Origin of the sequence: Psychrobacter sp. UBA2514, from assembly GCF_002341255.1 — a bacterium.
In the GTDB taxonomy this organism is placed as follows: Bacteria; Pseudomonadota; Gammaproteobacteria; order Pseudomonadales; family Moraxellaceae; genus Psychrobacter; species Psychrobacter pacificensis.
The window spans coordinates 10239-36571 of record NZ_DDNS01000048.1; the positions used below are offsets into that span (position 1 = coordinate 10239).

Sequence of the window (26333 nt, forward strand, 5' to 3'; positions counted from 1 at the left end):
GTGCATTCAACCGCTCTGCCACGTCTCCATTGGTGCATCATTATATAGATATACTTTTATAATGCAAGCCCCTAATCTAAAAAAATTCAATTAATTTGCAAATACCTTTGAATCACTGGTTTGTCGCTTGCTTGAGGCCAGATGCAGGCACATATCGAGCAGTCTGTTGGCATAACCCCATTCATTATCGTACCACGCAAAAACCTTGTACTGCTCGCCTACCTGCATGAGCTGCTGACCATCTATGATAAGCGACTCAGTTTGATGAATAAAATCACTAGAGACCAACGGCTCATCCATATAAGCCATGATGTCACATAAATGCGTCTGACTGGCAGATTGAAGGGCGTCACGGATAGCATCAACGCTGACCTCTGGCGTATCAAATACAAAGGTCACATCAATCGCTGCCACATCGATGGTGGGCACCCGTATTGAATGTCCATTTATTTTGCCCGCCATCGCTGGCAATACCCGCTCCGTCGCAGCAATACTACTCGAGGTCGTTGGGATAATATTGTAGCCAGAAGCACGCGCCCGTCTGGGATCTCGATGCGCTTGATCGAGCACCGTCTGATCGGCGGTAACCGCATGAATCTCTGTCATCATAGCGGACTTGACGCCGAACGCTTTATCCAATGTGTCAATCAGCGGCACCAATGCCTGCGTGGTACAAGAAACGCTGGATATAATCGGTAAATCAAGCATGAGCGCATCTGTATTGACCCCCATAACGATACAAGCATCCACATCATCGAATGGCGCTGCACCGATGATCACCTGCTGTGCGCCTGCATGGATGTGCAGCATCGCTTGCTCATACGAGCGAAAGTGACCGGTGCACTCTAGTACCACATCGACCCCTAGCGACTGCCAAGGTAGGTTTTGTGGATTGGGTTCTGAAAGCATATTGATACAATAAGTCAAAGTGTTTTTGGTGAGACAGAGCTGAGTTTTATGCTCGTTATCGGCCCCGCTCTCGATAATATCAGCACTGACCCCCAAGCGGCTTAAGCGACCGTGCGTGCTATCAAATTTTAATAAATGCAACAAAATATCTGCTGGTGCCAAGTCATTAATTGCGACGACATGGATTGCACGTCCTAATACTTCAAAGCGCTCTAGCAAGGCGCGCAGTACATTGCGCCCGATACGACCAAAACCATTAATAGCCACTCTCAATGGCTGTGAGTGCTCCCCAGTGGTACGATAGGTCGCCGCTATCGGGTCAGAGGTCAATTGATAAGTGGCGCTAGAAAAATCAGGCATAAAAGATATCGCTATAAAGGGATATAAAGAATGGGCGTTGTCGCTTTAGACGTGCTCTAACAGTTGGTTCAATATTTTTTGTTCAAAAAACCGACAGTGTCGTAAAATCTATCTTGTCATAACAAACTATGGCGTGATAAAAATCAATGCCAAACGAATGGTGTTGTAGTCAATGCTTTGCTTGAGATGATCGAATATCGGACGCAGTTTGATACTGCCATCATCATTGAAGTCATTGGGGTTATTGGCAACTTTGATGGCGACATAAGCGTTGCCAACCGCTGTCATGACCTCATCCTCTGGACGTAGATGATCGCAGGCAAGGCTTGGATCTTGTGATTTTAGCTCGCCGATGTGGCGCATGATGGTGGACTGTGATAGTTGACGCGCTTGTGAGATTTCCGCAATAGTCAAGCTCTCTTCTAATAGCACTCTGGTTGCAAGCAAAGTGCTCTCTGATTTGTCAGAGACTTGATTGCCTAATTTCTGTTTTTTATCGATTTGCGCTTGTTGCTGTTCGCGGCGCTTTTTTTGCAGCGCGGCATAGGCGTCAATCACGGATTGACTGAGCGTACCACCTGACTTTAAAACAAACTTCTCATGCGCCTGCTGCATACTTTCTTCATCCAGCATCGCATAGTTGGCATCAGCCTCTTCAGACAGGACCAAAAACCGCTTGTCTGCGCCGCGTGCCAGTGGATCAAGTTGCAAGCTCATGTCATTCATACCCAGTAGCTGCAATCCTGCCAGCGATTTGAGACGTGATAAGGCCACATAACCTTGTCCCAACTCAAAGGTACGCGATAAATCAATCTCAGCGGCATCGAGGGTCATGCCTTGCGACTTGTGAATGGTGATCGCCCATGCCAGACACAGCGGTACTTGTAAGTAACTTGCTAGCACCTCACCCGTCTCATCTTCGATGATCCACTCCTCAGGCTCAGCGATGACTTCTCGTCCTGAATTAAGCCGCACGACAGGCATTTTCTGGGTCGTTGGTTTCTTCGACTTTGGCTTTTCTTTGTCTTTTTTAGCAGCGGACTTCTTAGCTTTTGCCGTTTTTTCGCCAGCAGCTTCCTCATCAATGTCATCGCTGCTATCGTCTTCGATTAACGCGTCACTACTTTCCTTATCCTCTATTTTGACCGCAGCAAAACCAATCAGCTCACCCATCGTCCCGTTGGACACCCCAAGCTCGGCATTGTTTTTGATAAACATGACCTTGGCGCCCACCTTGAGAACCAACTCGTCTTGAGTACGTACGGTCTTTTTTAAGGTTTCAACCAGCTTACTATCGCCCGTGGTTGTGGCTTCAAAACGCATCATCTCACCGTCTAACAGTGCCAGCTCCTTGTCATTAATCTTATTGACATTGAGATTGTGCGTGTACAGGCGAGTACGCTTGATATCGACGCTTTGATCGTAAGTATTCTCTAAAGCGGCAATCGCCTCAAAGGTCACTTCCTGACGACGGATTTGGTTGAGAATATCATCTAAGTCTAAACCACCATTTGCCGCTTCGCTAACCTGTCGATGCTGCTCTGACAGATAGCAAATATGAAATTTGGCATCGAGCCACGCCTCAGACATAAAGGCGAACTTTTCACGATTGCTCTCGCCTTTACTACCAATCGGTGGCAACTGAAAAAAATCTCCTGCGACCACGACTTGGATGCCGCCAAAGGCTTTGTCGTTTTTGCGGACATGCTTGAGCACTTGGCTGACCAAATTGAGCTGCTTGGCATGTAGCATCGATATCTCATCGATGACCAGTACTGCCGTGTCTTTCAATCTGTCTGCCAAAAACTGCTTACGAGATAAATTGGTCAAATCGCGATCAGACAGCTCATCTTTGATACCAATACCCGACCAACTATGAATCGTTGTGCCATTCATATGCGTGGCGGCAATACCAGTACTGGCCGTCACCGCAACAGGTACACGGCGAGCGCGTAGATAATCGATGTATTGATTGAGGGTATACGTCTTACCTGAACCTGCTGAGCCAGTCAAAAAGACGTTTTGACCTGTTTTTAGAATATCAAGAGCAGAAGATTGACGCATAGACCCAAACCAACCAATATTATGAAAAGAAATAGTATAAAAAAGAAAGCCGCTCTGGTTAATTAATTGACCACAGCAAGCCAAAGTAGATGCTCACAATTATAACAGCTGCATCCGCTTTGCGAACCACTTTAACCGCCCTATATCGTATAACCGAAAGTTTTGTGATACAAATTATATCATTATAAAAAGTCATTATCGTCCTGTACAAAAGTTCAGTACGATAGAATAATAAATTGGTTAGGAATACCAAGGGTTTATTTTTCAATGGCTATCTCTAAATAGTCATATTTTAAATAACCATCATACACAACAAGGAGTGGTTAATGTTATACGCTTATCCCAACACTGAAAACAGTCCGGTCCAATTCCGCAAAAAATACGATAACTTTATTAATGGTGAGTGGACCGCTCCTGTCGATGGAGAGTATTTTGATAACACAAGCCCCATCGATGGTAAAACTATTTGCCAAGTCGCCCGCTCAAAAGAAGCCGATATCGAAAAAGCCCTAGACGCGGCGCATGCTGCCAAAGACGCATGGGGCAAAACCAGTGTTACTGAACGTGCCAACTTGTTACTCAAAATAGCTGACAGCATGGAAGCCAACCTAGAAGCGATTGCGATTGCCGAATGTTACGAAAACGGCAAGCCTGTTCGTGAGACACTCGCAGCCGACATCCCTCTAGCCATTGATCACTTCCGTTATTTTGCCAGCGCCATTCGCGCACAAGAAGGCGGTATCAGTCAGATTGACGAAGACACTGTGGCTTATCATTTTCATGAGCCACTTGGTGTCGTCGGTCAAATCATTCCTTGGAACTTTCCTATCCTAATGGCCGTATGGAAGCTAGCACCTGCCCTTGCTGCTGGTAACTGTGTCGTTCTAAAGCCAGCCGAACAAACGCCAGTTTCTATTCTGTTCATGTTAGAGACCATCGGCATCGCTGATATCTTGCCAAAAGGCGTGCTAAACGTCGTCAATGGCTTTGGTGTCGAAGCGGGTAAACCACTTGCCTCAAACCCTCGTATCAATAAAGTTGCCTTTACAGGTGAGACTACCACTGGCCGCCTCATTATGCAGTACGCGAGCGAAAACATCATTCCAGTGACGTTAGAGCTTGGTGGCAAAAGCCCTAACATCTTCTTTGCCGATGTTATGGATGAGGACGATGACTTCTTGGACAAAGCTGTCGAAGGTCTAGTGATGTTTGCACTGAACCAAGGTGAAATCTGCACCTGTCCATCGCGGGCACTCGTTCATGAGAGCATCTATGATGAGTTCATCAAACGCTGTATCGCCCGCGTTGAAGCCATCAAGATGGGCAACCCATTAGATACCGACACCATGATTGGCGCGCAAGCCAGCTCAGATCAATTAGAGAAAATCCTATCTTATCTTGATATCGGTAAAAAAGAAGGCGCAAAAGTGCTCGTCGGCGGTGAACAAGCCAAGCACGATGGCGACTTGACAGACGGTTACTACGTCAAACCAACTATCTTTGAAGGCACCAACGATATGCGCGTGTTCCAAGAAGAGATCTTTGGACCTGTCCTTGCCGTGACTACTTTTAAAGACGATGACGAAGCCATGCAGATTGCCAATGACACCTTGTATGGTTTAGGCGCGGGCGTTTGGACACGTAGTGTACACAAAGCTTACCGCTTCGGACGTGGTATCCAAGCAGGCCGCGTATGGACCAACTGCTATCATATTTATCCATCACATTCAGCGTTCGGTGGTTACAAACAATCTGGTATCGGACGTGAAAACCATTTAATGATGCTCGACCACTATCAGCAAACCAAAAACATGCTGGTGTCGTACAGCCCTAAAAAAATGGGCTTCTTCTAAACCATCATTTCTAATCATGGAGCGGGTTATCACAAGTGTTACATAGCCCGCTCGCTACAAAGATCTAAATAAAAAAACTGAAACGAATTTTTATATCCTCTAATGCGCTTAGGCGCACAGCAGGAAAAATTTGTAGCAGTCTTGCGTTCAAAATACGGTGTTTGCATATTTTGAATGCAATATCGCAACAACTTTGTATATCGACATCTATCAATCACCCATAAAAGAGAACTTATCATGACTAACAAAATGAAAGCCGCTGTATTACATGAGTTCGGTCAAGACTTAAAAATCGAAGAAGTCGACATCCCAACCGTAGGTGCCGGTCAGATTTTAGTAAAAATGGAGGCCTCAGGCGTCTGTCACACGGACCTTCATGCCGTTGAAGGAGATTGGCCAGTCAAACCAAGTCCACCATTTATCCCTGGACACGAAGGCGTCGGTATCATCACCTCTGTCGGCGACAACGTCCATCACGTCAAAGAAGGCGACCGAGTCGGTGTGCCCTGGCTCTACTCTGCTTGCGGACACTGTACGCATTGTTTAGGTGGCTGGGAGACGTTGTGCCTAAAGCAAGAAAATTCAGGTTATTCGGTGAATGGTAGCTTTGCAGAGTATGTCCTGGCGGACGCCGACTATGTAGGCATTATCCCAGAAAGCGTCGACTCTGTAGAGATTGCCCCTGTCTTATGCGCAGGTGTCACTGTCTATAAAGGCCTAAAAATGACGGATACCAAGCCTGGTGATTGGGTAGTGATTTCAGGTATCGGCGGACTTGGGCACATGGCCGTTCAGTACGCCATTGCCATGGGCCTTAATGTCGCGGCGGTCGATATCGACGATGAGAAGCTTGAATTCGCCAAAAAGCTGGGCGCCAAAGTCATCGTCAACGCTAAAGACACCGATCCTGGCGAGTATCTCCAAGAGCAGATCGGCGGTGCTCATGGCGTGTTAGTCACTGCAGTATCATCAAAAGCTTTTGATCAAGCCTTAACCATGTTACGTCGCGGTGGTACTTTAGTATGTAACGGGCTCCCCACTGGCGACTTCCCGGTGTCAATCTTTGATACTGTACTCAATGGTATCACTATACGCGGCTCTATCGTTGGCACACGTCTTGACTTACAAGAGTCGCTAGATATAGCAGCGGCTGGCAAAGTCAAAGCGACCGTCAAAGCTGAGCCGTTAGAGAACATCAATGATATTTTTGAGCGGATGCGTAATGGCAAAATCGAAGGTCGTATCGTCATCGACTATAATCAATAACGGATAGTAAAATGACAGTGTTATAAGCTTATTACATAGTTATTCCAACTGTCAATTATCAGCCGAAGGTCGTATCTTTTTAGTCATATGCCAGTTGTGATGTGTCTGAAGATGATGCGACCTTTTTGATTTGACTGTGGCATACTGATACTAGAGAGCAATTATATAAACCATGGATGGGCCATAAGAAGGAGTACGATATGAAACTGGCAGCAACAGAGTCGTGTAAAGCGTTGATTGAGCTACTAAAGTCCAAGCATGGAAAGCTGATGTTTCATCAGTCAGGTGGCTGCTGTGATGGTAGCTCGCCGATGTGCTATCCATTAGGAGAGTTTAAAGTAGGCGGTCAGGATGTGCTGGTTGGTGAGCTTGTTGGCTGTCCATTTTATATGGGACGCGCACAATACAATCTATGGCAGCATACCGATTTGACCATTGATGTCGTCAATGGTCGCGGTGCGAGTTTTTCGTTAGAAATCCCTGAAGGCAAACGCTTTATCGTACGCTCAGAAATCTGTACGATATAAGGACGTTTGACGCAAAACTAGGTAGCATTAATCTTAAATAATGTACCCCATATGACAGTCTTAGCTTGTCCTATGATATTGGGGAAAAACTGGCTGATTTAATAAAAACAAATCATAGCAGCACCTAATAACCACAGCATCTAATAGCTACCGCACCAAATAGTCAGCAGCTGCTCAATAATCCACTGATTTTTAAAAATCATTGTCATTTATACGCTTGTCTATCATCACAACAATAAAAATATTTGTATCCGAAAAGTAACTAATTTATTAATATACATGTATACTAATAACTTTTTATTATGAATTTTACTGTCGAAATTCGTAAAAGTTACCTTTTTTGGGTGTATTAGCTCTCTAAAATAATAGAAATCGTCTTTTTTATTAAATTATTTCAAAGATTTCTTGCATTATCGCTATTTATGAGAGTATATTCAAACGACTTATTTATAACGATATGTTCTACATTATATAAATTAAATCTTTCTCAACTTTATATATGTATCTTTTTGTAAATAATATATCTTCAAAATAAATATACCAAAAGCAGTTGAAAGTTTGCTAATTCCTCAGACAGGCATAGCAATTTATAAGCAACTACCTATCATTACATGGGACGTAATAATGCAAAAATCATTCTTTAAACTGACGCTGTTGGCCACGCTTATCTTGGGTGTAAGCGCCTGTAGTGGCGACAATAAAACCACTGACGAGTCTGCTGCCAGCTCAGATGCAAAAGCCGCTAAAACCCTACTTTATTGTTCAGAAGGCAGCCCAGCTGGTTTCGATCCCGCACAGTACACCGCCGGCACCGATTTTGATGCGAGTGCTTATCCTATCTATAACGGTTTGGTACAGTTTAAAAGAGATGGGACTGAAATTCAGCCAGGACTCGCTGAAAGCTGGGATATTAGCGAAGATGGTAAGACCTATACCTTTAATCTTCGAAAAGGCGTCAAGTTCGGTAAAACCGATTATTTCACACCAAGTCGCGATTTCAACGCAGACGATCTGATTTTTACATTAAAACGTCTCACCAACCCAGACTTTGAATTTAACAAAGCTTACCCTGCAGAATTCCCCTATTCAGTTGGCATGGGATTACCTGATATCATCTCAAATATCTAAAAGGTCGACGACTATACTGTCAAAGTCACGCTTAACGAAGTCAATGCCCCATTTTTACAAAACCTAGCGATGCCATTTGCTTATATCAACTCTGCTGAATATGCAGATCAGTTGATGGCCTCTGGTAATGAGCCTGATATCAATAACAAACCTGTTGGTACTGGGCCTTTCGTCTTTACGTCCTATCAAAAAGACGCGCAAATCCGTTATACCAAAAACCCAGACTATTGGGACAAAGACAACATCTACATCGACAACCTTGTGTTTGTTATTACTAAAGATTCAGCTGTTCGCGCCCAAAAGGTACAAGCGGGTGAATGTCATGTGTCCGCTTATCCAAAGCCTGCCGAAATTGAATCGGTCAAAAAATCTGGTAAAGCCACCGTTCTTGATCAACCAGGTTTCAACGTCGGTTATGTGGGCTACAACGTTGAAAAGCCAAAGCTAAGTGATCTTAAAGTACGTCAAGCATTGGATATGGCGATCAATAAAGACGCGATCATCAATGCTGTCTATCAAAGCGAAGGTCTCAAGGCAACCAACCCAATGCCGCCTACGCAGTGGGGCTACGACGACTCTTTAAAAGATGCACCTTATGATGTTGAAAAAGCAAAAGCGCTGATTAAAGAAGCTGGCGCGGACAATATGAACATCGACTTATGGTACATGCCTGTTCAACGTCCATATAACCCTAATGCCAAACTCATGGCTGAAATGCTCCAAGCAGATTGGGCGAAGATTGGCGTCAATGCCAAACTGGTTACTTATGAGTGGGGCGAATACCTAAAACGCGCGGCGAAAGGCGAGCCTGATGTGATCTTGGCAGGTTGGACGGGTGATAATGGTGATCCAGATAACTGGTTGGGCTCATTACTGTCTTGTGACGCGGTCGGTGGTAATAACTACTCACGTTGGTGTAATAAAGACTTTGATAATTTGGTCATGAAAGGACGTCAGGTCACCAATCAAGATGAGCGTGTGGATGACTATGTACAAGCTCAGCAGATCTTCAAAGAGCAGCTTCCTTGGACGACTATGGCGCATTCGGTAGTCACCGTGTTCACTGCACCAAACGTTGTGGATTTCAAAATCAGTCCACTTGGTGCTGTACGCTTCGATGGCGTGAACGTTGAATAACCTTAGCTAATTACGTCCGGTACGACATGCACTATTATTTGATTTGTATTCGGCTGGCTCAGAATCTCTGTTCCAGCCGTATTTATATGAGTTGATTGCTTTTTGACCCACATACTTTTCATTTGAGCACCTTTCACCTGAGTACTTTTGATTTAAGTACTTTTGATTTAAGGGCATGGTCACGGACGACCTCATTCATTGCTACTACTCCACTCATTGAATCACAACTATTGAGCAGCCTATGCTACTTTATATTCTGCGCCGTATCGCCATTCTTATTCCTGTCTATCTTGGCCTCACGCTATCGACTTTTACTCTAATCCGTCTCGTACCAGGCGATGCAGTCGAAATCATGATGGGTGAGCGTATGGTGGATCCAGAGCTACATGCTCGCGCCCTAGAAAGACTGGGATTAGACAAACCCCTTATCGTTCAGTACTGGGATTACTTGACGGGTATATTGACGGGTGACTTTGGTCAATCCTTTCGTACTCGCTCTCCTGTGTTACAAGACTTTTTTGCGCACTTCGTTCCAACGTTAGAGTTGGCGCTATGTGCGATTGTCATTGCTAGTGTGATTGGTGTGAGCTTGGGTATCTTTGCCGCACTACGCCGTGGTACTTGGATTGACTATACTCTGATGTCAGGGGCGCTGGCAGGATACTCGATGCCGATCTACTTACTAGGCCCTATTCTGACAGGTATATTCGCTCACTATCTTGGCCTTTTACCCGTTGCTGGTGTGATCTCTGTCGCACAGTTCTTGGATGTCCATCCCTTGTACGGCTCATGGTTGCTTGGCTCTCTCACCTCAGGGGAACCGGGCGCTTTTTGGAATGTGGTCAAACACTTTATCTTGCCATCGATTGCCTTATCGACCATTCCACTCGCGATGATCGCGCGGATGACACGCTCTGCGATGTTGGAAGTGTTGGATGAAGACTATGTGCGTACGGCTCGCGCCAAGGGTTTATCGCCACGCCGCGTGATCATGGTACACGTGATGCGTAACGCGCTAATCACTGTCGTCACTGTGGTTGGCTTACAAATGGCAACCTTGCTTGCAGGCGCGATTATTACCGAGACTATCTTTAGCTGGCCGGGTGTTGGTAATTGGCTTCTCGATGGCTTTTTCACTCGTGATTACCCCATTGTGCAAAACGGTATTTTGTTGGTCGCCACTGCCTTGATTTTGGTCAGTTTATTTATTGATATTTTGTATGGTCTGATCAATCCGCGTATTCGACATACCTCTTAATGTCACAATGTTGCACTGTTGCAATGTCACATTGATAAATACTTATATTATAAATAGTGATGATTGGCGCTGAAGTGATGTTTTAGCAATGCTTAGTACTTTTTTAGGAACAAAATTCTAAAAAATGTCACTGCGCTAGCCACTATAGGAACTGCTCATGAAGCCTTCTGTTCTCCCCTCTGATGTCAATCTGATGGCTGCCACACCGCCATCGTCTTGGCAGCTATTTTTATCGACCTTTTGCCGAAACAAGGGCGCGGTGTTGGGTTTTATTATTCTCATGCTAATGGTTATTGTTGCCATACTCGCGCCCGCAATTGCCCCCCATGATCCTTACGAGTTGTTTACGGGTCAAGAGCAGCTGCCGCCAGCCTTTTTAAGTGGTGGTGATGCGATGTTTTGGCTAGGCACGGATGATGCTGGACGAGATACCTTGTCTCGGGTGATGTATGGCGCGCGTTACTCTTTATTTATCGGTCTGAGCGCAACGACCCTTGCGATGTTGGTCGGCATCTCTTTAGGACTTAGTGCTGCCTTTTGGCCCAAAGTTTGGGGCAAAGCGGTCATGCTGGTCAATGATATTTTGATGTCATACCCCAGCTTACTACTAGCGATCATCATTGCCGCTATCTTAGGGCCCTCTATGACCAATACGATTATTACCATCGCTTTGGTCTGTACACCGCCTTTTATTCGTCTGACTCGTGCCACCGCAATGGTAGAGCTACAACGTGAGTACTTTATCGCCTCGCAGGTGATGGGTGCTGGTGTGCTGCGTTTATTATTCATCACAATTTTGCCCAACTGCATGGCACCGCTCATCGTACAAGCAACGATGATTTTTTCCTCTGCTATTTTAGAAGCGGGTGCGATTGGTTTCTTAGGCTTTGGGGTACAGCCACCTGATGCTGAATGGGGCGCGATGCTCGGTACGGCTCGTCAATACATTCAAAGTAACGTTTGGCTCGCTATTTGGCCAGGTGTCGCTATCTTCTTGGCTGCATTGTCGATTAACTTGACGGGTGATGGCCTGCGTGACGCGCTCGATCCCAAATTAAAGCAGGTGACCTAAGATGACTGAACCTTTAATTAAAACGCCTAACGCTCATACTTCTATGAATGGTGCATCAACAACAGACGCGCCGCTGTTATTGGACATCGAAAATCTGTCGGTCACTTTTGGTCAAGGAAAGCGTGCCTTTCGTGCTGTCGATGATGTGTCTTTAAAAATCACACAAGGTGAAGTCATCGCTGTCGTTGGTGAATCCGGCTCAGGTAAGTCAGTCACGATGATGGCACTAATGGGACTATTGCCGCCGTCTGCCACCGTCCGCGCCAAGCGAGTGATGTTTGATAATAAAGACATGATCAGTATGCCTGCCAAAGAAAAACGCGGCATCATTGGCAAAGACATCTCCATGATCTTTCAAAATGCGATGTCTTGCCTCAACCCAAGCTTTACCGTTGAGATGCAGCTGGGTGAAGTACTGCGCAAGCATCTTGGTTTGCGCGGTGCAGCAGTACAGGCACGCATATTAGAGCTGTTAGAGTTGGTCGAAATGCCTGACGCCAAAAACCGACTCAAAGTGTATCCACATCAACTCTCAGGCGGTATGAGCCAGCGCGTTATGATTGCGATGGCGCTTGCGTGTGAACCAAAACTGCTCATCGCCGATGAACCGACCACCGCACTTGATGTCACCGTACAAGCGCAGATCATGGATTTGCTGGGTCGTCTACAACGTGAAAAACAAATGGCGATGGTTTTGATTACCCATGATTTGGGCCTTGTTGCACAAAACTCGCGTGATGTCGCGGTCATGTATGCTGGACAAGTGGTTGAAACCAGTACCGTGCCAGAGGTTTTTCAACATCCTGCACATCCTTACACAGAGGCGCTCTTACAAGCCATTCCTGAGCTGGCTATCGGACAAGATCGATTAAATAGCTTGCCTGGGGTCGTACCAAGCCAATATGATCGCCCAAGCGGGTGCTTATTGTCTCCTCGCTGCCCATATAAAGAGCCTGCTTGTGACGTGCCGCCGCCTATTTTGGACACACCAAATGGCAAAGTGCGCTGCATTTATGCCGATCCTACTGCTCGCACCCCTATCTCTCACGCTGCTACTTTGGAGTCACAAGTATGAGTAATAAAGTGGTTTTAAAAGCAGACAATCTACATAAGCACTATCCGGTATCACAAGGATTGGGTAAACCAAAAGCGTATGTCAAAGCGCTGAACGGTATCTCTTTTGAGCTTGAGGCTGGCAAGACATTGGCAGTCGTCGGTGAATCCGGCTGCGGCAAATCTACTCTTGCCCGCCAACTGACACTCATCGAGCAGCCGACGCAGGGCGAGCTTTTTATCAACGACGAAGCCACCACTGGCTATAGTAGAAAGGCGCTCAAAAACTTACGTACCGAAATTCAAATGGTCTTCCAAAACCCTTATGGTAGCTTGAATCCGCGTCATACTATCGCCTATCAATTGACAGAGCCATTAGATATTCATACCAACCTGTCGAAAGAAGAAAAGCGTGACAAAATCAATGAGATGATGAGAAATGTCGGCCTGCGTCCTGAACATGCTGGGCGTTTCCCACATATGTTTTCGGGTGGTCAGCGCCAGCGGATTGCCCTCGCCCGCGCGATGATGCTCAATCCTAAAATCGTCGTCGCTGATGAGCCGACCTCCGCGCTCGATGTATCGATTCAGGCGCAGGTCTTAAATCTGTTTATGGATTTGCAAGATGAGTATCGTACTGCCTACGTCTTTATCTCGCACAACTTGTCAGTCGTACGTCATGTCGCTGATGATGTGATGGTCATGTACTTAGGTCAAGCGGTCGAGCACGGGCCCAAAGAAGCCATTTATAATGCGCCAAAACATCCTTATACCATCGCATTACTGGCGGCTGCACCCACAGTAAATGGCCAAAAGAAAGATTTGACGCTACAAGGTGAGCTACCAAGCCCGCTTAATCCGCCAAGTGGCTGCGCTCTACATAAACGCTGTCCATATGCGACCTCGCAGTGCAGCGAAATCGAGCCACAACTGCGCGAATGGGATGGTCGATTGGTAGCTTGTCTGCGTTTGGAAGAAATATACGGGTAATGTGACTAGTAGTTAATCAACATTTACTACGCCGCGGCATTTAGGAAACTGCGCGCACCCATAAAAGGACTGTCCTTTGCGTGCGCCATTTTTTGCCACACGTTTGACCATCTCGCCGTTGCATCTTGGGCAGGTTGGCGCTTGATCGATATTAGCGTCATGGTCTGTCACTTTAAGTATCGCAGGTTTATTCACTTTTGGCTCAGATTCTACAATCTCAAATGGCGTAAGAAAAACCTTATCAGCCATATCATGCGGTTTGATTATTTGCTGAGTATTCAAACTATCGATCGGTAACTCGCTAGAGTCAATCTCAGTTTGACCAGACCATCGATGCACCTCTCTACTCTTTAGGATAGTTCTATCAACGGTTTCTTTTATTATAGACTCAGGTGTAGGATTCTCAGTATTCTTACTTGGGTTGCTATGCTTGTCTTTTAGATAGGCTTTGTGTTGGCGATTGGTGCGCCATGACTTGCTAAATTTATTGCTCTCGATCTGCTCGACGATAGATGTGACCTCGTCTTCGGTGAGTAGCCTATCTTCTTTCTTCTTTACATAAGACACCATGCCAGTGGTCAATACATTTTCGGGCAATTCATCGCGGGTTTTTAACTCGCACTCACCGATAAAAGCAATCATCGAATGGAAGTAGCTCAGCTCCAAGTCTAATAAATCAGCAAGCGTCTTTATGTGCAAGTAGTTTTGACGTAGCGGATTTTGGAATTTGAACTTGCTTCCATTTGGGAATGATTGCGTCCACTGCTTTTGCTTCTCGCTACCATATATCCAGCCTTTATAGTTTTTGGTCTCAATCACAAAGATGCCGTATACGGAAACGATGACGTGATCGATTTGCGTACTACCACCATTGGCTAATGGCAAAGTGACATTGTTTAGCCGATGATAAACGTCTTTTTCAAGCTTGAGCCACATGGCGACGTTGATGACAGTTTCACCTAAGAAACCTTTAAAAGTGGATTTTAGGGACATAATGACTATCTTCAGAATAGTTGTATAATGTACTAGGCGTACCAATAAGACTCATCGAGTTTGAGATTGTCTGTATTGAATGTATTTTATTCATACTCTGTTACGACGCTTTAACGGCTAAGCATAAGTAGAAGAGCACAATTTAATATGTTCATAGAAATCATCATAAATCTTGTCAAATCCTTCCTCATACTGTTTAAGTTTATTTAAAACATCGTCACTCGGACTCACTTCATACTCACGCTGTGCAGTTAATAAATCTCCTCCTGCTTTTAAAAATAATACGTATTTTTCTTCAAGCTCTGGAAAATACAGAGCTATTAATATTTCTATCTTGCCACCCTCTCTGTAAAGCTTATCGATATCTAAATCTTTCTCATAATTATTTAAAAAACGTTTGGCTTCGGCTTCCTTAATAAGAGTTGCAAAATCCACTAATCTAATAACCAACTCCTCAAACTTCATTCTCAAAAAAGCTTTATACTCTTTTTTCCGCTCAAAATTTAAAGAAACAATAACACCACACAACCCAAAGATCCCAACTATGCACGCTGCTATCAATCCTTCGCTTAGTCCAATCTGCTCTAGCCATGCAATACCATTTGCCAATTCGATATTCTCCATTTAATTTCCCAACTCTCTAATCATGTCATTTATTTTTATATGAGAACTGCATAAGAAGTAAAACTTAGCTTTGTGAGAAATCAGTCTATCCTAATTTACCACTAAATCACTATGTTGAGATACGCTCTAATCATGATTACAGTAGTTATTTTTTTAGTACCAGTCCCAATATAATTGAGAGTAAAGAACGACTCTAAAGCCAAAAATCAAACCATAAAAAAAGCCACCAGATTTCTCTAGCAGCTATTTTTCAAACACTAATTAAGTCAGGTTTATTACACCAAACTATTTACCGCTTCAACCACAGCGTCAGTCGTAATACCAAACTCTTTATACAAGTCGCTGGCTGGTGCTGACTCGCCATAAGTGGTCATACCGATGACTTTGCCATCTAGACCAACGAACTTATACCAGTAATCTACATGCGCGGCTTCGACTGCGACGCGAGCACGGATATTGGCAGGCAATACCGCTTCGCGATAGCTAGCATCTTGCTCAACGAAAATCTCGGCACATGGCATAGACACCACACGGACGCCAATACCATTTTCGCTAAGTGTCTTGTGCGCTTGCATCGCTAGGCCAACTTCTGAACCGGTTGCGATGATGATGGCTTGTAGCTCGCCTTGCTCTTTCGCCAGTACATAACCACCTTTGGTGATGTTCGCGACTTGCTCGCTATCACGTGCTTGATGTGGCAAGCTTTGACGGCTAAAGATCAATGCTGATGGGTTATTTTCTGATTTGATTGCTTCTACCCAAGCGCTAGCAGATTCAGTCGCATCACAAGGACGCCATGTACGTAGGTTTGGCGTGGTACGTAGGCTGGTCAATTGCTCAACTGGCTGATGCGTCGGGCCATCTTCACCCAGACCGATAGAGTCATGCGTATAGACGTGGATAACGCGCTGCTTCATCAGTGCGCCCATGCGTACCGCGTTACGTGCATATTCCATAAACATCAGGAACGTCGCTACGTAAGGGATAAAGCCGCCATGCAATGCAATACCATTGGCAATCGCGGTCATACCGAACTCGCGCACACCATAATAGATATAGTTGCCATCAGCATCTTTCTCGATGCCTTTAGCGCCTTTAAATAGCGTGAGGTTCGAGCCCGCTAAATCTGCTGAGCCGCCTAGTAGTTCTGGCAATAATGGCTGCAAGCTGTTGATCGCGTTTTGGCTGGCTTTACGGCTAGCAACATCACCGCCCGCTTCTTGCGTTTGCTGAATGTAGGCTTGTGCTTGGCTAGCAAAGTCAGCAGGCAACTCACCATTTAGGCGGCGTGATAGTTCTGCTGCCAGCTCTGGGTAGGCTTTTTTGTACGCTACAAAGTCAGCATCCCAGTTCTTTTGCTGCACGTCGCCTTTGGCTTTGGCATCCCACGCTTCATAGATTTCGTCATCTAATTCAAATGGGGCATGTTTCCAAGACAGCGCATCACGAGTCAAGGCGATTTCATCATCACCAAGTGGCGCACCGTGGCTAGCCGCTAGACCTTGCTTGTTCGGGCTACCAGCACCGATAGTCGTTTTGCAAATAATTAGGCTTGGCTTAGCAGTTTCTGCAATTGCTTGCTCAGTTGCCTGCGTGATCGCATCAGTATCATGACCATCAACTTTGATCACTTGCCAGCCGTACGACTCAAAGCGAGCTTCGGTATCATCAGTGAACCAACCTTCAACATTACCATCGATTGAGATGCCATTGTCATCATAGAAGAATACCAATTTGCCAAGACCTAATGTGCCAGCGAGCGAGCACACTTCATGACTGATACCTTCCATCAAGCAGCCATCGCCTAAGAACGCATAGGTATGATGATCAACGATATTATGACCGTCACGGTTGAACTGCGCTGCGAGTGTCTTCTCTGCAATCGCAAAACCAACGGCATTAGCAATACCTTGTCCTAGTGGACCAGTCGTCGTCTCAACACCAGGGGTATAGCCATACTCAGGGTGACCTGGGGTTTTTGAATGCAGCTGACGAAAGCCTTTTAGGTCATCAACGCTGACATCATAACCTGATAAATGTAGCAATGAATAAATAAGCATCGAGCCATGACCGTTTGACAGTACAAAGCGGTCACGGTTGTGCCAATTAGGATCAGCTGGATTGTGCTTCAAAAATTTGCGCCACAAAACTTCGGCAATATCAGCCATACCCATTGGCGCACCCGGATGTCCAGAGTTGGCTTTTTGAACCGCGTCAAACGACAGTACACGGATGGCATTGGCTAGTTTACGTTCGCTAATTGGAGCTGGCATAGAGTGTCCTAATATTCGAATGAGTCGTATAAAGATAAGAGGAGAGTTTACTCAGAGGATAATCCACCAAAAACGCGGCGTGCGTCCTCAGTGGATAGGCTATAAAATAAAAATGCAATATTAACATATTTGCTATGAGCCTAGCCAAAAATGCGGTGACAATACCGTTTCTATTTAGCAATGACTCACATCAGTTTTGTTAAACGATAGACAGTCATAGATTTTAATTTAAGCTATCAGTAACAAGCTGCAAGTGACCTAAGTGACCTAAGTGACAAGCAGCTCATTACTTATAGTCCATTTATTAAACTGAAATAGTCTCAGCACCGCCCATAAATGGACGCAATACTTCTGGAATCGTAATGCTACCATCAGCGTTTTGATGATTTTCCATCACTGCTAGTAGCGTACGACCAACCGCCAATCCTGAACCGTTCAAAGTATGAGCTAAACTGGTTTGCTTGCCATCTTTGACACGCGTACCCATACGGCGCGCTTGGAAATCGCCACAGTTAGAGCAGCTAGAGATTTCGCGGTAGGTATCTTGGCTTGGTAGCCATACTTCGATGTCATAGGTTTTTTGTGCGGCAAAACCCATATCGCCCGTACATAGCTGTACCGTGCGGTATGGCAACTCAAGCTGCTGCAAGATATATTCGGCCTGCCCTGTCATTGCCTCTAGCAAGTCATCAGACTGATCGCTGGTGCCAACATTGACCATTTCCACTTTTTCAAACTGATGCTGGCGGATCAGACCACGGGTATCACGGCCATGCGAGCCCGCTTCACTACGGAAGCATGGCGTATGGGCGGTGAATTTTAGCGGTAGCTCTTTGATATCCAAACGCTCTCCGCGTACCAAGTTGGTCATTGGCACTTCTGCTGTTGGAATCAGATAAAAATCCATCTCATCGTTATTCGTGTGATTGCTTAGCTTAAACAAATCCTCTTCAAACTTAGGCAACTGACCCGTCCCTTTTAGACTATCGCTATTGACAATATAAGGCACATAGGTCTCAAGATAGCCGTATTTTATGGTATGGGTGTTGAGCATAAACTGGATCAGTGCACGATGCAGCTGCGCCAATTGACCTTTTAGCACGTTAAAACGGCTGCCTGTCAGTTTGGTTGCGGCCTCAAAGTCGAGCATACCAAGCGTCTCACCGATATGTGTATGATCTTGAATTTTAAAATCAAACGTACGCGGCGTGCCCCACTTACGCACTTCTACGTTATCGTCTTCTGACGTACCCACTGGTACATCTGCCGCTGGAATATTTGGAATCTGCAGCGCTGCTTGAGTCAGCCGCTCTTGCAGAGTACGTAGCTCGTCTTCAGCAGCTTTGATCTCACCGCTAACGCTTTGCATTTCAGCCAATAGCTCACTGGCATCTTCGCCTGATTTTTTTAGAGCACCGACTTGCTTAGCCCCAGCGTTACGACGCGATTGCAATTCTTCTGTTTTGACTTGTAGAGACTTACGCTCGGATTCAATCGACTGCCAAAACTCCATATCAAGCGTATAGCCACGAGTGGCCAGTCGTTGCTGTAAATCGCTTAAATCGCCGCGTAAGAGTTTTGGATCAATCATAATCGTTGCCTGTAACACTAAAAGTGAATAAGAAGTTTAAACATTATTAGTATGATTATTGGTCAGCTTATACTTATTGCAAAGCTTCATAACTCAATAACTACCTTGCCATGCTGCCATATTTTTTATCAAACTATATGGGTGCCGCTATCATACCAAGACCCAGCAGATTTGACCATGCTTTGAGCTTTTTTGAGCGCTTTTAGCGTGATTTTGGGCTACTACTTTCATTATTCATAGCCAGTCATACTTACCCGAAATGCATATCCTATATGTTCAACTTACTTTAATAAGGATCATCTACCTTTATTAAAGCCATTAATATCGCCGCTATCAGCGAACAGATCCGCTTATATGTTTCATTTAAGAGTACTTTTCGGTAAGATAAGCGCATACCTTTATTTACCTACAGCCAAGTAGTACATCATGACTTGGCTTTGGCGATGTAAACCCAACACTTTTAACATAAGCATCTGAGAAACCTTTATGGCCCTGTATCCTTACACGCTCCAACCTGTCGCCTTAAACCTAACTGAAGCTGAATTCCTTCAAGCCCAATATGAACTGTTTGCCAGTGCCAGCCCCTCTTTTGGTCTGTCAAGCTTTAAGACCAAAGAATGGATCATTATGGCTGTGGTTGTGGTACTCGCTATTGCAGGACTGATCTTCGTAACAGGCTACTCAACCATCATTTTTTGGTTGATGCTCGTTGGTGTGGTGATTTATCTATTGGCGCGTACTTTAGGCTTTAGATGGTATGTAAAAAGAGAGTTTGAAAAACAAATTGCTGATCAAGAGATGCCAGATGAAATGCGTCAAATGAAGCTTGGTGTACAAAAACATGGTCTGGTCATGGCAATGCCAAGCAACCAGCCTGAGATGATGAAAAACTCGCAAATGCGCGGTATGCAAATGCGTGCAGGTGCGACCCAGCAAGCGGTCATTCCTTGGACTGCTATCAAGAGCTGGGACGAGACTGACGACTATATCTTTATGATGTTTGAGATGAAAGGCCAGCAAGGTAGCCAAATCATTCCGAAACGTTTGCAAGCGCAAAAATTCCCTATCGATACGGTACGTCAACATCTACAAGAAGTGGTTCCGGTCAAAGGCTTAAATCCTGAAAACTTGCAGCCGCCAGCATAACGGTTATCAGCTCTCTCTATCGTTTAGAAAAACAATAGAGAGAGCTAATTATAGTTTTATAAAAACAATCGTAAAAGTGAATTTATTATATTTAACTTACTAATGATAGTTTGCTATTATTATAAGCATCAAAGGAAGAGCTAGAGCTTATGTAGATATTAATAAAAGTTAAGATATTTTTATTTTTATGCTAATTAACTACTACTCGTCTTTCTTCAATTTTATATAACAACACTCACACTATAAGGACAATATTATGAGTAATACTAATAACGCTACTAACCAGATCGGTTTAGAAAAAGCTGACATGAGCGAAGTCATCGCTCAATTAAACAATCTGCTATCAACGTACCATGTGTTTTACTTAAATGTACGTGGCTATCATTGGAATGTAAAAGGTGAGCATTTCTTTACTTTGCATCCAAAGTTTGAAGAATTATACACATCGCTACAGTTACAGATTGATGAGATCGCTGAGCGTATCTTGACTCTCGGTGGTACACCACTTCACGCTTATAGCGATTTTGCACAGCACACGAGCATCAGCGAAGACAAAAACGTCAAAGATGGTACATCTTGCGTTAAAGGCGTAGTAACTGGTTTACAAGCCTTAATTGCCGAGCAGCGTCAAGTATCGTCATTAGCAGCAGAAAGCGACGATCAAGGTACCGCTGATCTGGTTGATGAATACGTACAAGAGCAAGAAAAGCTGGTATGGATGTACAATGCCTTCTTGGGTTAATACTTTACTAAGCTGATCACACTTAGCTTAAATAAATCCAAATAACAGTAAAACTTAGAACCATAAAAAAGCACCCAGCTGGGTGCTTTTTTATGCTCAGCGATCTGTAACAGATTGATTTACTGTTGAATCCATTGACGCATCTTTTCACGCTCAGCAGGTGTTGCTTGTAGCCAAATCTGCATAAATGAATCTAAGGTATTGGTAGAGGTATTCACACTCGTGGTTTGCTTGATATTGGTCGTACCAACATTAGTATTGTTTGGCATTGCTGCTGGTTGATCTAATGCTGCTATCGCACGTTGGTTTTGTAATTCTGCATCGCCCGCCCCACCAAACACACCACCTAGCGCCTTACCGAGCCCTGAAAGCAGTCCACCTTGATTACCAGCCATACCCTGTTGACTTGCGATAACTGTATTGTTCTGCTGAATAACGAGTGTTGGCTGCTTAGCATAATCTTTAGCGGCTTCGTAATCTTCTGGCTGGTTCGGCATCGTCAAACGATACGTTTGGTTATCTGCCAATTCCGCCGTCACGCTGACGTTACCTGAACGAAGGTAATCATGCTCATCACGCTGCAAGTTATATAAGCGGTCATACTTAGCAGTGATAGCGTGTTGACCTGGCTCAAGGGTAAACTTTTTAGTTAGTGGTTGAAATAGACTTTGCTGAACTTCTTGTCCATTGATGGCAGTCACTTTGATATGGTCATCAACCAATAGCGTCACAGCGGCTTGTGACATCACAGAGACTGAGGTCGCACCCACAAACAACAGTCCAATCGTCAATTTTTTTAGCAAAGAAGCATTCGATTTCATAAATTATTCCATTAGTAGTAAGAACATGTGGGACAAAAATTTGTATCTTGACGGCTATTGATATTTTAACGGTTAAAAATCAAGTGGCATCGTATGTTGGTCTTGATCCGTCGTCACATTGTCTACTTGCGTCTCTTGAGCTATATCAGCCAGCTCTGCTGCAAGCGTTTGCTCATCAATGGTACGCAGCGCGTCACTGATCACCGCTTTTGATATATTACTGCGGCCAAGGTTAGAAAACATTGGCTGTATATAATTGAGCACTTCCATCATGGCACCGATACGATGTGGCCCTTCAGTCAATAAATGATTAATAATTCGATCATCAAACTGCCAGCCGCGCCGACGCAAAATGGACTGAAGCAGTGCTTGACGGTCTGCTAAGTCATGACCAGTAGGCACTTTAAAGGCTGGTGCTTGTGCTAGGCGCGTTAATAAATCTCTCAATTGAAACGGTAAGTCGCCAGCCGGCTTATTGGCTGCAAATAAAAGCTGGCGCTGACCTTCGCGGCTACGGTTGATCAGATGAAACAGCGCTTCTTGCCACTGACTACTTTGCTCAAGCACTTCTAAATCATCGATAGCAATCAGATCAAAGTTTTCTAAAGAAGATAATACATGGACGTCGGTATGGATCAATTCATTGAGTGACAAGCAAATAGCTGATTTTTCCATTTCAATAAATGACTCACAAATAGCGGAGAGCAAGTGAGACTTACCCGTCGCAGGGCTACCAAACAGGTATAACTGACCGATCAGGCCGACATGTAATTGCCGCACTGCATCAATAATAGACATCCAACCGGGACCGGCAAAGTCGCTGAGACTTGCATCATGCTTAATGTCCAGATTGAGACTTAGCTGTGCTTCTGCCATGAATCATCAACTCGTGTTGCGTAGTGCAATATAAAAGTGCAGTAGAAAAAGGAATAAATTGCTATTCAGTACTATCCATACTACCTGATAAAAATATGTGCAGTGGATATATAGCTTTTTTATGATGGATGAATTGCCCTAATTAGGCTAATCTTGATAAAAAATATAGCAACGGCTGATACGATCAACACTGCGACTATATATAACATATTTGCAAAATGACTGACAAGTCTTTTACCTACTAAGCCTGATCAACCATTTGCTTTTTTCTTCCCATTTGTACGCTATCCGCTCACTATATTCAATAATAAAATATTTACTTCTTCTCAAACAGTAGCAATTGCTTACGACCTTTATAAAAATCTGTCGTGCGATAATACGCATATAGGTGGCGGAACAATACATTCAAGACAGCAGAGACTGGTAGCGCAATTAACATACCCACAAAACCCAATAGACTGGCGCCTGCTAATACCGCAAAGATAACCCATAATGGTGATAAACCAATTTTATCACCTAATAGTAGCGGCTGCAGAATATAACCTTCTGCAGCTTGCCCGACCAAAAACGCCCCAACGACCAATAACAAATAGGTCCAATCCAACCCAAACTGAAACAAGCAAGCGATGATAGCGGCCACAAATCCAATGCCAAAACCCAAGTAAGGTACAAAGCTTGCAATACCCGCTACCATACCGATGATAAGTCCAAGCTCTAGACCAATAAGCTGCAGCTGTATTGCATAAATAGCACCCAGTAGCACCATCACCAGCAGCTGGCCTTTAATAAACGCCATTAAAGCCTGATCGCACTCTTTGGCGATGCCAATGACTTGTTTGCAGTATGCTCCTGGTATCGCCATCTTCCACGTCTGTAAACGCTGATCCCAATTGAACAAAAAATAAAACGTTAAAATTGGCACCAACACGATCAGTCCTGCACTGTTAATAAAGTTCATACTTGAAGTCAGTACTTGGCTCATCATGGTACTGGCATCAGCAAACTTATAATTCGTTTGCATATACTCAACCAGCGTCTCAGAAAAATCCTTCGACTCTAAGACAGGCAATTGAAAACGAGTATTACTGTTGAACCACTCTCGTACCACTTGATTATACCAGCTAGATATCTTAGGTAGATACTCCCAAGCGGCTTGCAGCTGATGCCACAATGTCGGTACCAACCACCAGAGCAACAGCGCCATCCCTACAGTAATGGTAGAGTACACAATAATAATTGCGATCCAACGTTTGAGATGTTTTGACAATCGCTTTACCAAAGGATTGAACAAGTAAGCCAGCATAAAAGCAAATATAAACGGCACAATGACTGGTATCATCAGGTAGAGAAGGAATAGCGCCACAACCAAAACGACAACGATAAATAAACGTCTGAAAAAAGGGTCGATTGGTTGGTTTATCATGATAAGTAATCCTATACGTGGGCTGATTTGAGATAGTGACAAAAATTGCGGTACTTGAGCCGTCAGGAGTCGTAAATTTAGTGTTTTATTATCGCAGAGTACAACAAAAAATCAGTCATTTTTTGTTTCTTAATCGCTTATTTGCCACTTAATGCAAAACTTAGCCAAATATCGGTAAGTTGCTTTGCGAGTGCGGTCAGTTTTTGGGTATAATGCGCGCACTATCTTTAAACTTTGCCTTTAAACTTTATCTCGCTGATTGTAGCGTGATTGACTCCCTTACTTTTTAATTCCAATTATCTATCCCCAACTGTGAGATGACTATGAGTGACAAGCCTTCTTTAAGCTACAAAGACGCCGGCGTTGATATCGATGCAGGTGATGCGTTAGTCCAACGTATCAAGTCCGTGGCAAAAGCCACTACCCGTCCTGAAGTAGTTGGCGGGCTTGGTGGTTTTGGCGCCCTCTGCCGTATCCCTACTGGCTACACTTCACCACTACTCGTCTCAGGTACCGACGGTGTCGGGACTAAACTTAAGCTGGCACTACAGCTTGATCGTCACGATACGATTGGTATTGATCTAGTCGCTATGTGCGTAAACGATCTACTCGTATGCGGGGCTCAGCCGTTATTCTTCTTGGACTATTACGCAACCGGCAAGCTTGATGTTGATGTAGCTGCGACTGTGGTCACTGGTATCGGCGATGGTTGTAAACTTGCCAACTGCGCGCTTATCGGCGGTGAAACTGCTGAAATGCCAGGTATGTATCAAGACGACGATTATGACCTCGCTGGATTCTGCGTGGGCGTGGTTGAAGAAAGCGAGGTCGTGACTGGCGACAATGTTGCAGAAGGCGATGTTCTGATTGCACTGGCTTCGAGTGGCGCGCACTCAAACGGCTACTCGCTCGTGCGTAAAGTCATCGAAGTTAGCGGTGTTGACGTGGCTACTAGCGATGAGCAACTAGATGGTCAACCTATTCAAGATGCCTTGATGGCCCCTACTCGTATCTATGTCAAAGCAATCAAGGCATTGCAGGATACCCTTGGCAGCTCAGCGCTTCATGCCATGTCACACATCACAGGTGGCGGTCTCACTGACAACTTGCCACGAGTGCTCCCTGATGACCTAGCGGCTAGCATCGATACCAGCAGCTGGCAGTTCTCAGAGTTATTCACTTGGTTACAGACCCAAGGCAATATTGAGCAAAGTGAGATGTACCGCACCTTTAACTGCGGCGTTGGTTTTGTCATCGTCGTTCCTAAAGACAAAGCTGAAGCAACGATCAAGACGTTGACTGACGCTGGTGAAAACGCTTGGCAACTTGGCGAAATGGTCAAACGTGAAGCCGATGCCGTGGTATACCGTTAATGTCATTTGATAAGACAAACCAACCTGTCAAACCATTACGCATTGCGGTTTTGGTATCAGGCAGTGGCAGTAATTTACAAGTTTTAATCAATGCAGTGCAGCAAAAAGCACTACCGATTGAGATTATCGGCGTTATTAGCAACCGTGAAGACGCCTATGCCATCACCCGCGCCAAAGACGCGGGCATCGAGGTCGCCGTACTCTCGCACGTAGAGAGCGGCAAGCGCATGGGCATCAAAACCTTTGAAAAGCACGCCACCGCACAGCTTGAAGTGTGGCAGCCTGACTTGGTCGTTTTGGCAGGCTTTATGCGGGTATTGAGTGCAGACTTTATTGATAACGCGCCTGCACCGATGATTAACCTGCACCCATCGCTACTTCCCGCTTATAAAGGGCTAGACACGCATACCCGTGTACTCTGCTCAGGTGAGCGTGAGCACGGCTGTAGTATCCATGTGGTCACCGCCGAGCTGGATGCAGGACAAGTGTTAAGCCAAGCGGTTTTGCCTATTCGTCATACCGACACGCCTGATAGTTTGCAAAAGCGCGTACAAGTGCTGGAGCATCACTTATTGCCGTGGACGATATTACAAATTGCTATTGGCGGCGTGTCATTAACGCCAAGTGAGCAAGCCTCTAGCATCTTGCCTGCCCTGCCCTTACGTCTATTGATTGACGCTTAGTTGTTTTAAGATATTAGGGCGTGTCCCTAATTCAAGTGTTTATGACTAAATGGGCTAAAAATGGCTAAATCTTTGGCAAACGGTGTCAAATAGCTGGTCAATATCTTGATATTACCTGCGTTATTTTCCTTGTTTGCCTGTGATTTATCTCATTTTTATCACCATTTTTAA

Annotated in this window: 20 protein-coding genes and 1 pseudogene; 12 read left to right on the forward strand and 9 right to left on the reverse strand. The window is 44.8% G+C overall.

The features are described from left to right. Positions 1 to 90 precede the first annotated feature (90 nt). Both B3V51_RS11460 and B3V51_RS11465 read right to left on the reverse strand, forming a co-directional pair. Positions 91 to 1269 (reverse strand): type I glyceraldehyde-3-phosphate dehydrogenase, encoded by a 1179-nt coding sequence (locus tag B3V51_RS11460; RefSeq protein ID WP_286708460.1) that lies wholly within the window; start codon positions 1267 to 1269, stop codon positions 91 to 93. Positions 1270 to 1395: 126 nt separating this feature from the next. After that, the gene (locus B3V51_RS11465; protein WP_071002101.1) at positions 1396 to 3333 is read right to left on the reverse strand and encodes an AAA family ATPase; all 1938 of its coding nucleotides are present in this window, start codon (positions 3331 to 3333) and stop codon (positions 1396 to 1398) included. A 326-nt stretch (positions 3334 to 3659) separates the two neighbouring features. Here B3V51_RS11465 and B3V51_RS11470 point away from each other — a divergent pair, with 326 nt between their 5' ends. The 8 genes and pseudogenes from B3V51_RS11470 to B3V51_RS11505 all read left to right on the forward strand — a co-directional run bounded on the left by B3V51_RS11470 (position 3660) and on the right by B3V51_RS11505 (position 13617). Further along, positions 3660 to 5186 (forward strand): aldehyde dehydrogenase family protein, encoded by a 1527-nt coding sequence (locus tag B3V51_RS11470; protein ID WP_286708461.1) that lies wholly within the window; start codon positions 3660 to 3662, stop codon positions 5184 to 5186. A gap of 237 nt (positions 5187 to 5423) precedes the next feature. Continuing rightward, positions 5424 to 6452, forward strand: a complete 1029-nt coding sequence (adhP, locus tag B3V51_RS11475; RefSeq protein ID WP_186473932.1) for an alcohol dehydrogenase AdhP — start codon at positions 5424 to 5426, stop codon at positions 6450 to 6452. 200 nt (positions 6453 to 6652) lie between these two features. Continuing rightward, on the forward strand, positions 6653 to 6979 hold the full coding sequence (locus tag B3V51_RS11480; protein ID WP_058023776.1) for a DUF779 domain-containing protein: 327 nt from the start codon (positions 6653 to 6655) through the stop codon (positions 6977 to 6979). Between the two features lie 624 nt (positions 6980 to 7603). Then, positions 7604 to 9244 (forward strand): annotated as a pseudogene (locus tag B3V51_RS11485) (ABC transporter substrate-binding protein). Positions 9245 to 9485: 241 nt separating this feature from the next. Continuing rightward, on the forward strand, positions 9486 to 10502 hold the full coding sequence (locus tag B3V51_RS11490) for an ABC transporter permease (RefSeq protein ID WP_058023778.1): 1017 nt from the start codon (positions 9486 to 9488) through the stop codon (positions 10500 to 10502). A 157-nt stretch (positions 10503 to 10659) separates the two neighbouring features. Then, positions 10660 to 11574 (forward strand): ABC transporter permease, encoded by a 915-nt coding sequence (locus B3V51_RS11495; RefSeq protein ID WP_058023779.1) that lies wholly within the window; start codon positions 10660 to 10662, stop codon positions 11572 to 11574. 1 nt (position 11575) lies between these two features. Beyond that, positions 11576 to 12649, forward strand: coding sequence for an ABC transporter ATP-binding protein (locus B3V51_RS11500; RefSeq protein WP_286708462.1), 1074 nt, complete (start codon positions 11576 to 11578; stop codon positions 12647 to 12649). Then, positions 12646 to 13617, forward strand: coding sequence for a peptide ABC transporter ATP-binding protein (locus B3V51_RS11505; protein WP_286708463.1), 972 nt, complete (start codon positions 12646 to 12648; stop codon positions 13615 to 13617). The genes B3V51_RS11500 and B3V51_RS11505 overlap by 4 nt, the downstream gene beginning before the upstream one ends. A 12-nt stretch (positions 13618 to 13629) precedes the next feature. Here the strand turns inward: B3V51_RS11505 and B3V51_RS11510 are convergent, their stop codons facing one another. The 4 genes from B3V51_RS11510 to serS form a co-directional block, all read right to left on the reverse strand. Next, positions 13630 to 14610, reverse strand: coding sequence for an NERD domain-containing protein (locus B3V51_RS11510; RefSeq protein ID WP_286708464.1), 981 nt, complete (start codon positions 14608 to 14610; stop codon positions 13630 to 13632). Positions 14611 to 14727: 117 nt separating this feature from the next. Continuing rightward, positions 14728 to 15234 (reverse strand): hypothetical protein, encoded by a 507-nt coding sequence (locus B3V51_RS11515; RefSeq protein ID WP_286708465.1) that lies wholly within the window; start codon positions 15232 to 15234, stop codon positions 14728 to 14730. A gap of 275 nt (positions 15235 to 15509) precedes the next feature. Further along, positions 15510 to 17507: a transketolase gene (tkt, locus tag B3V51_RS11520; RefSeq protein ID WP_286708466.1), complete on the reverse strand. Its 1998-nt coding sequence runs from the start codon at positions 17505 to 17507 to the stop codon at positions 15510 to 15512. A 304-nt stretch (positions 17508 to 17811) separates the two neighbouring features. Beyond that, entirely contained in the window at positions 17812 to 19098 is a 1287-nt protein-coding gene (serS, locus tag B3V51_RS11525) for a serine--tRNA ligase (protein ID WP_284719593.1), read from the reverse strand. Between the two features lie 486 nt (positions 19099 to 19584). Here serS and B3V51_RS11530 point away from each other — a divergent pair, with 486 nt between their 5' ends. Beyond that, complete coding sequence (locus B3V51_RS11530; RefSeq protein WP_223333195.1) at positions 19585 to 20244, forward strand: YcxB family protein; 660 nt, start codon at positions 19585 to 19587, stop codon at positions 20242 to 20244. A 256-nt stretch (positions 20245 to 20500) separates the two neighbouring features. Next, positions 20501 to 20986 (forward strand): Dps family protein, encoded by a 486-nt coding sequence (locus B3V51_RS11535; RefSeq protein WP_071002111.1) that lies wholly within the window; start codon positions 20501 to 20503, stop codon positions 20984 to 20986. 119 nt (positions 20987 to 21105) lie between these two features. On the opposite strand, the gene B3V51_RS11540 is transcribed toward B3V51_RS11535, so the two are convergent. From B3V51_RS11540 to B3V51_RS11550, 3 genes are all read right to left on the reverse strand, one after another. Beyond that, complete coding sequence (locus B3V51_RS11540; protein WP_212564277.1) at positions 21106 to 21807, reverse strand: DUF2057 family protein; 702 nt, start codon at positions 21805 to 21807, stop codon at positions 21106 to 21108. Between the two features lie 72 nt (positions 21808 to 21879). Then, entirely contained in the window at positions 21880 to 22683 is an 804-nt protein-coding gene (gene hda, locus B3V51_RS11545; RefSeq protein WP_186473918.1) for a DnaA regulatory inactivator Hda, read from the reverse strand. A gap of 316 nt (positions 22684 to 22999) precedes the next feature. Beyond that, entirely contained in the window at positions 23000 to 24106 is a 1107-nt protein-coding gene (locus B3V51_RS11550; protein WP_093071322.1) for an AI-2E family transporter, read from the reverse strand. A 323-nt stretch (positions 24107 to 24429) separates the two neighbouring features. Between B3V51_RS11550 and purM the strand changes: the two genes are divergently transcribed. Next, on the forward strand, positions 24430 to 25479 hold the full coding sequence (gene purM, locus B3V51_RS11555; protein WP_186473916.1) for a phosphoribosylformylglycinamidine cyclo-ligase: 1050 nt from the start codon (positions 24430 to 24432) through the stop codon (positions 25477 to 25479). After that, positions 25479 to 26162: a phosphoribosylglycinamide formyltransferase gene (gene purN, locus B3V51_RS11560; protein ID WP_186473914.1), complete on the forward strand. Its 684-nt coding sequence runs from the start codon at positions 25479 to 25481 to the stop codon at positions 26160 to 26162. The genes purM and purN overlap by 1 nt, the downstream gene beginning before the upstream one ends. Positions 26163 to 26333: the final 171 nt, after the last annotated feature.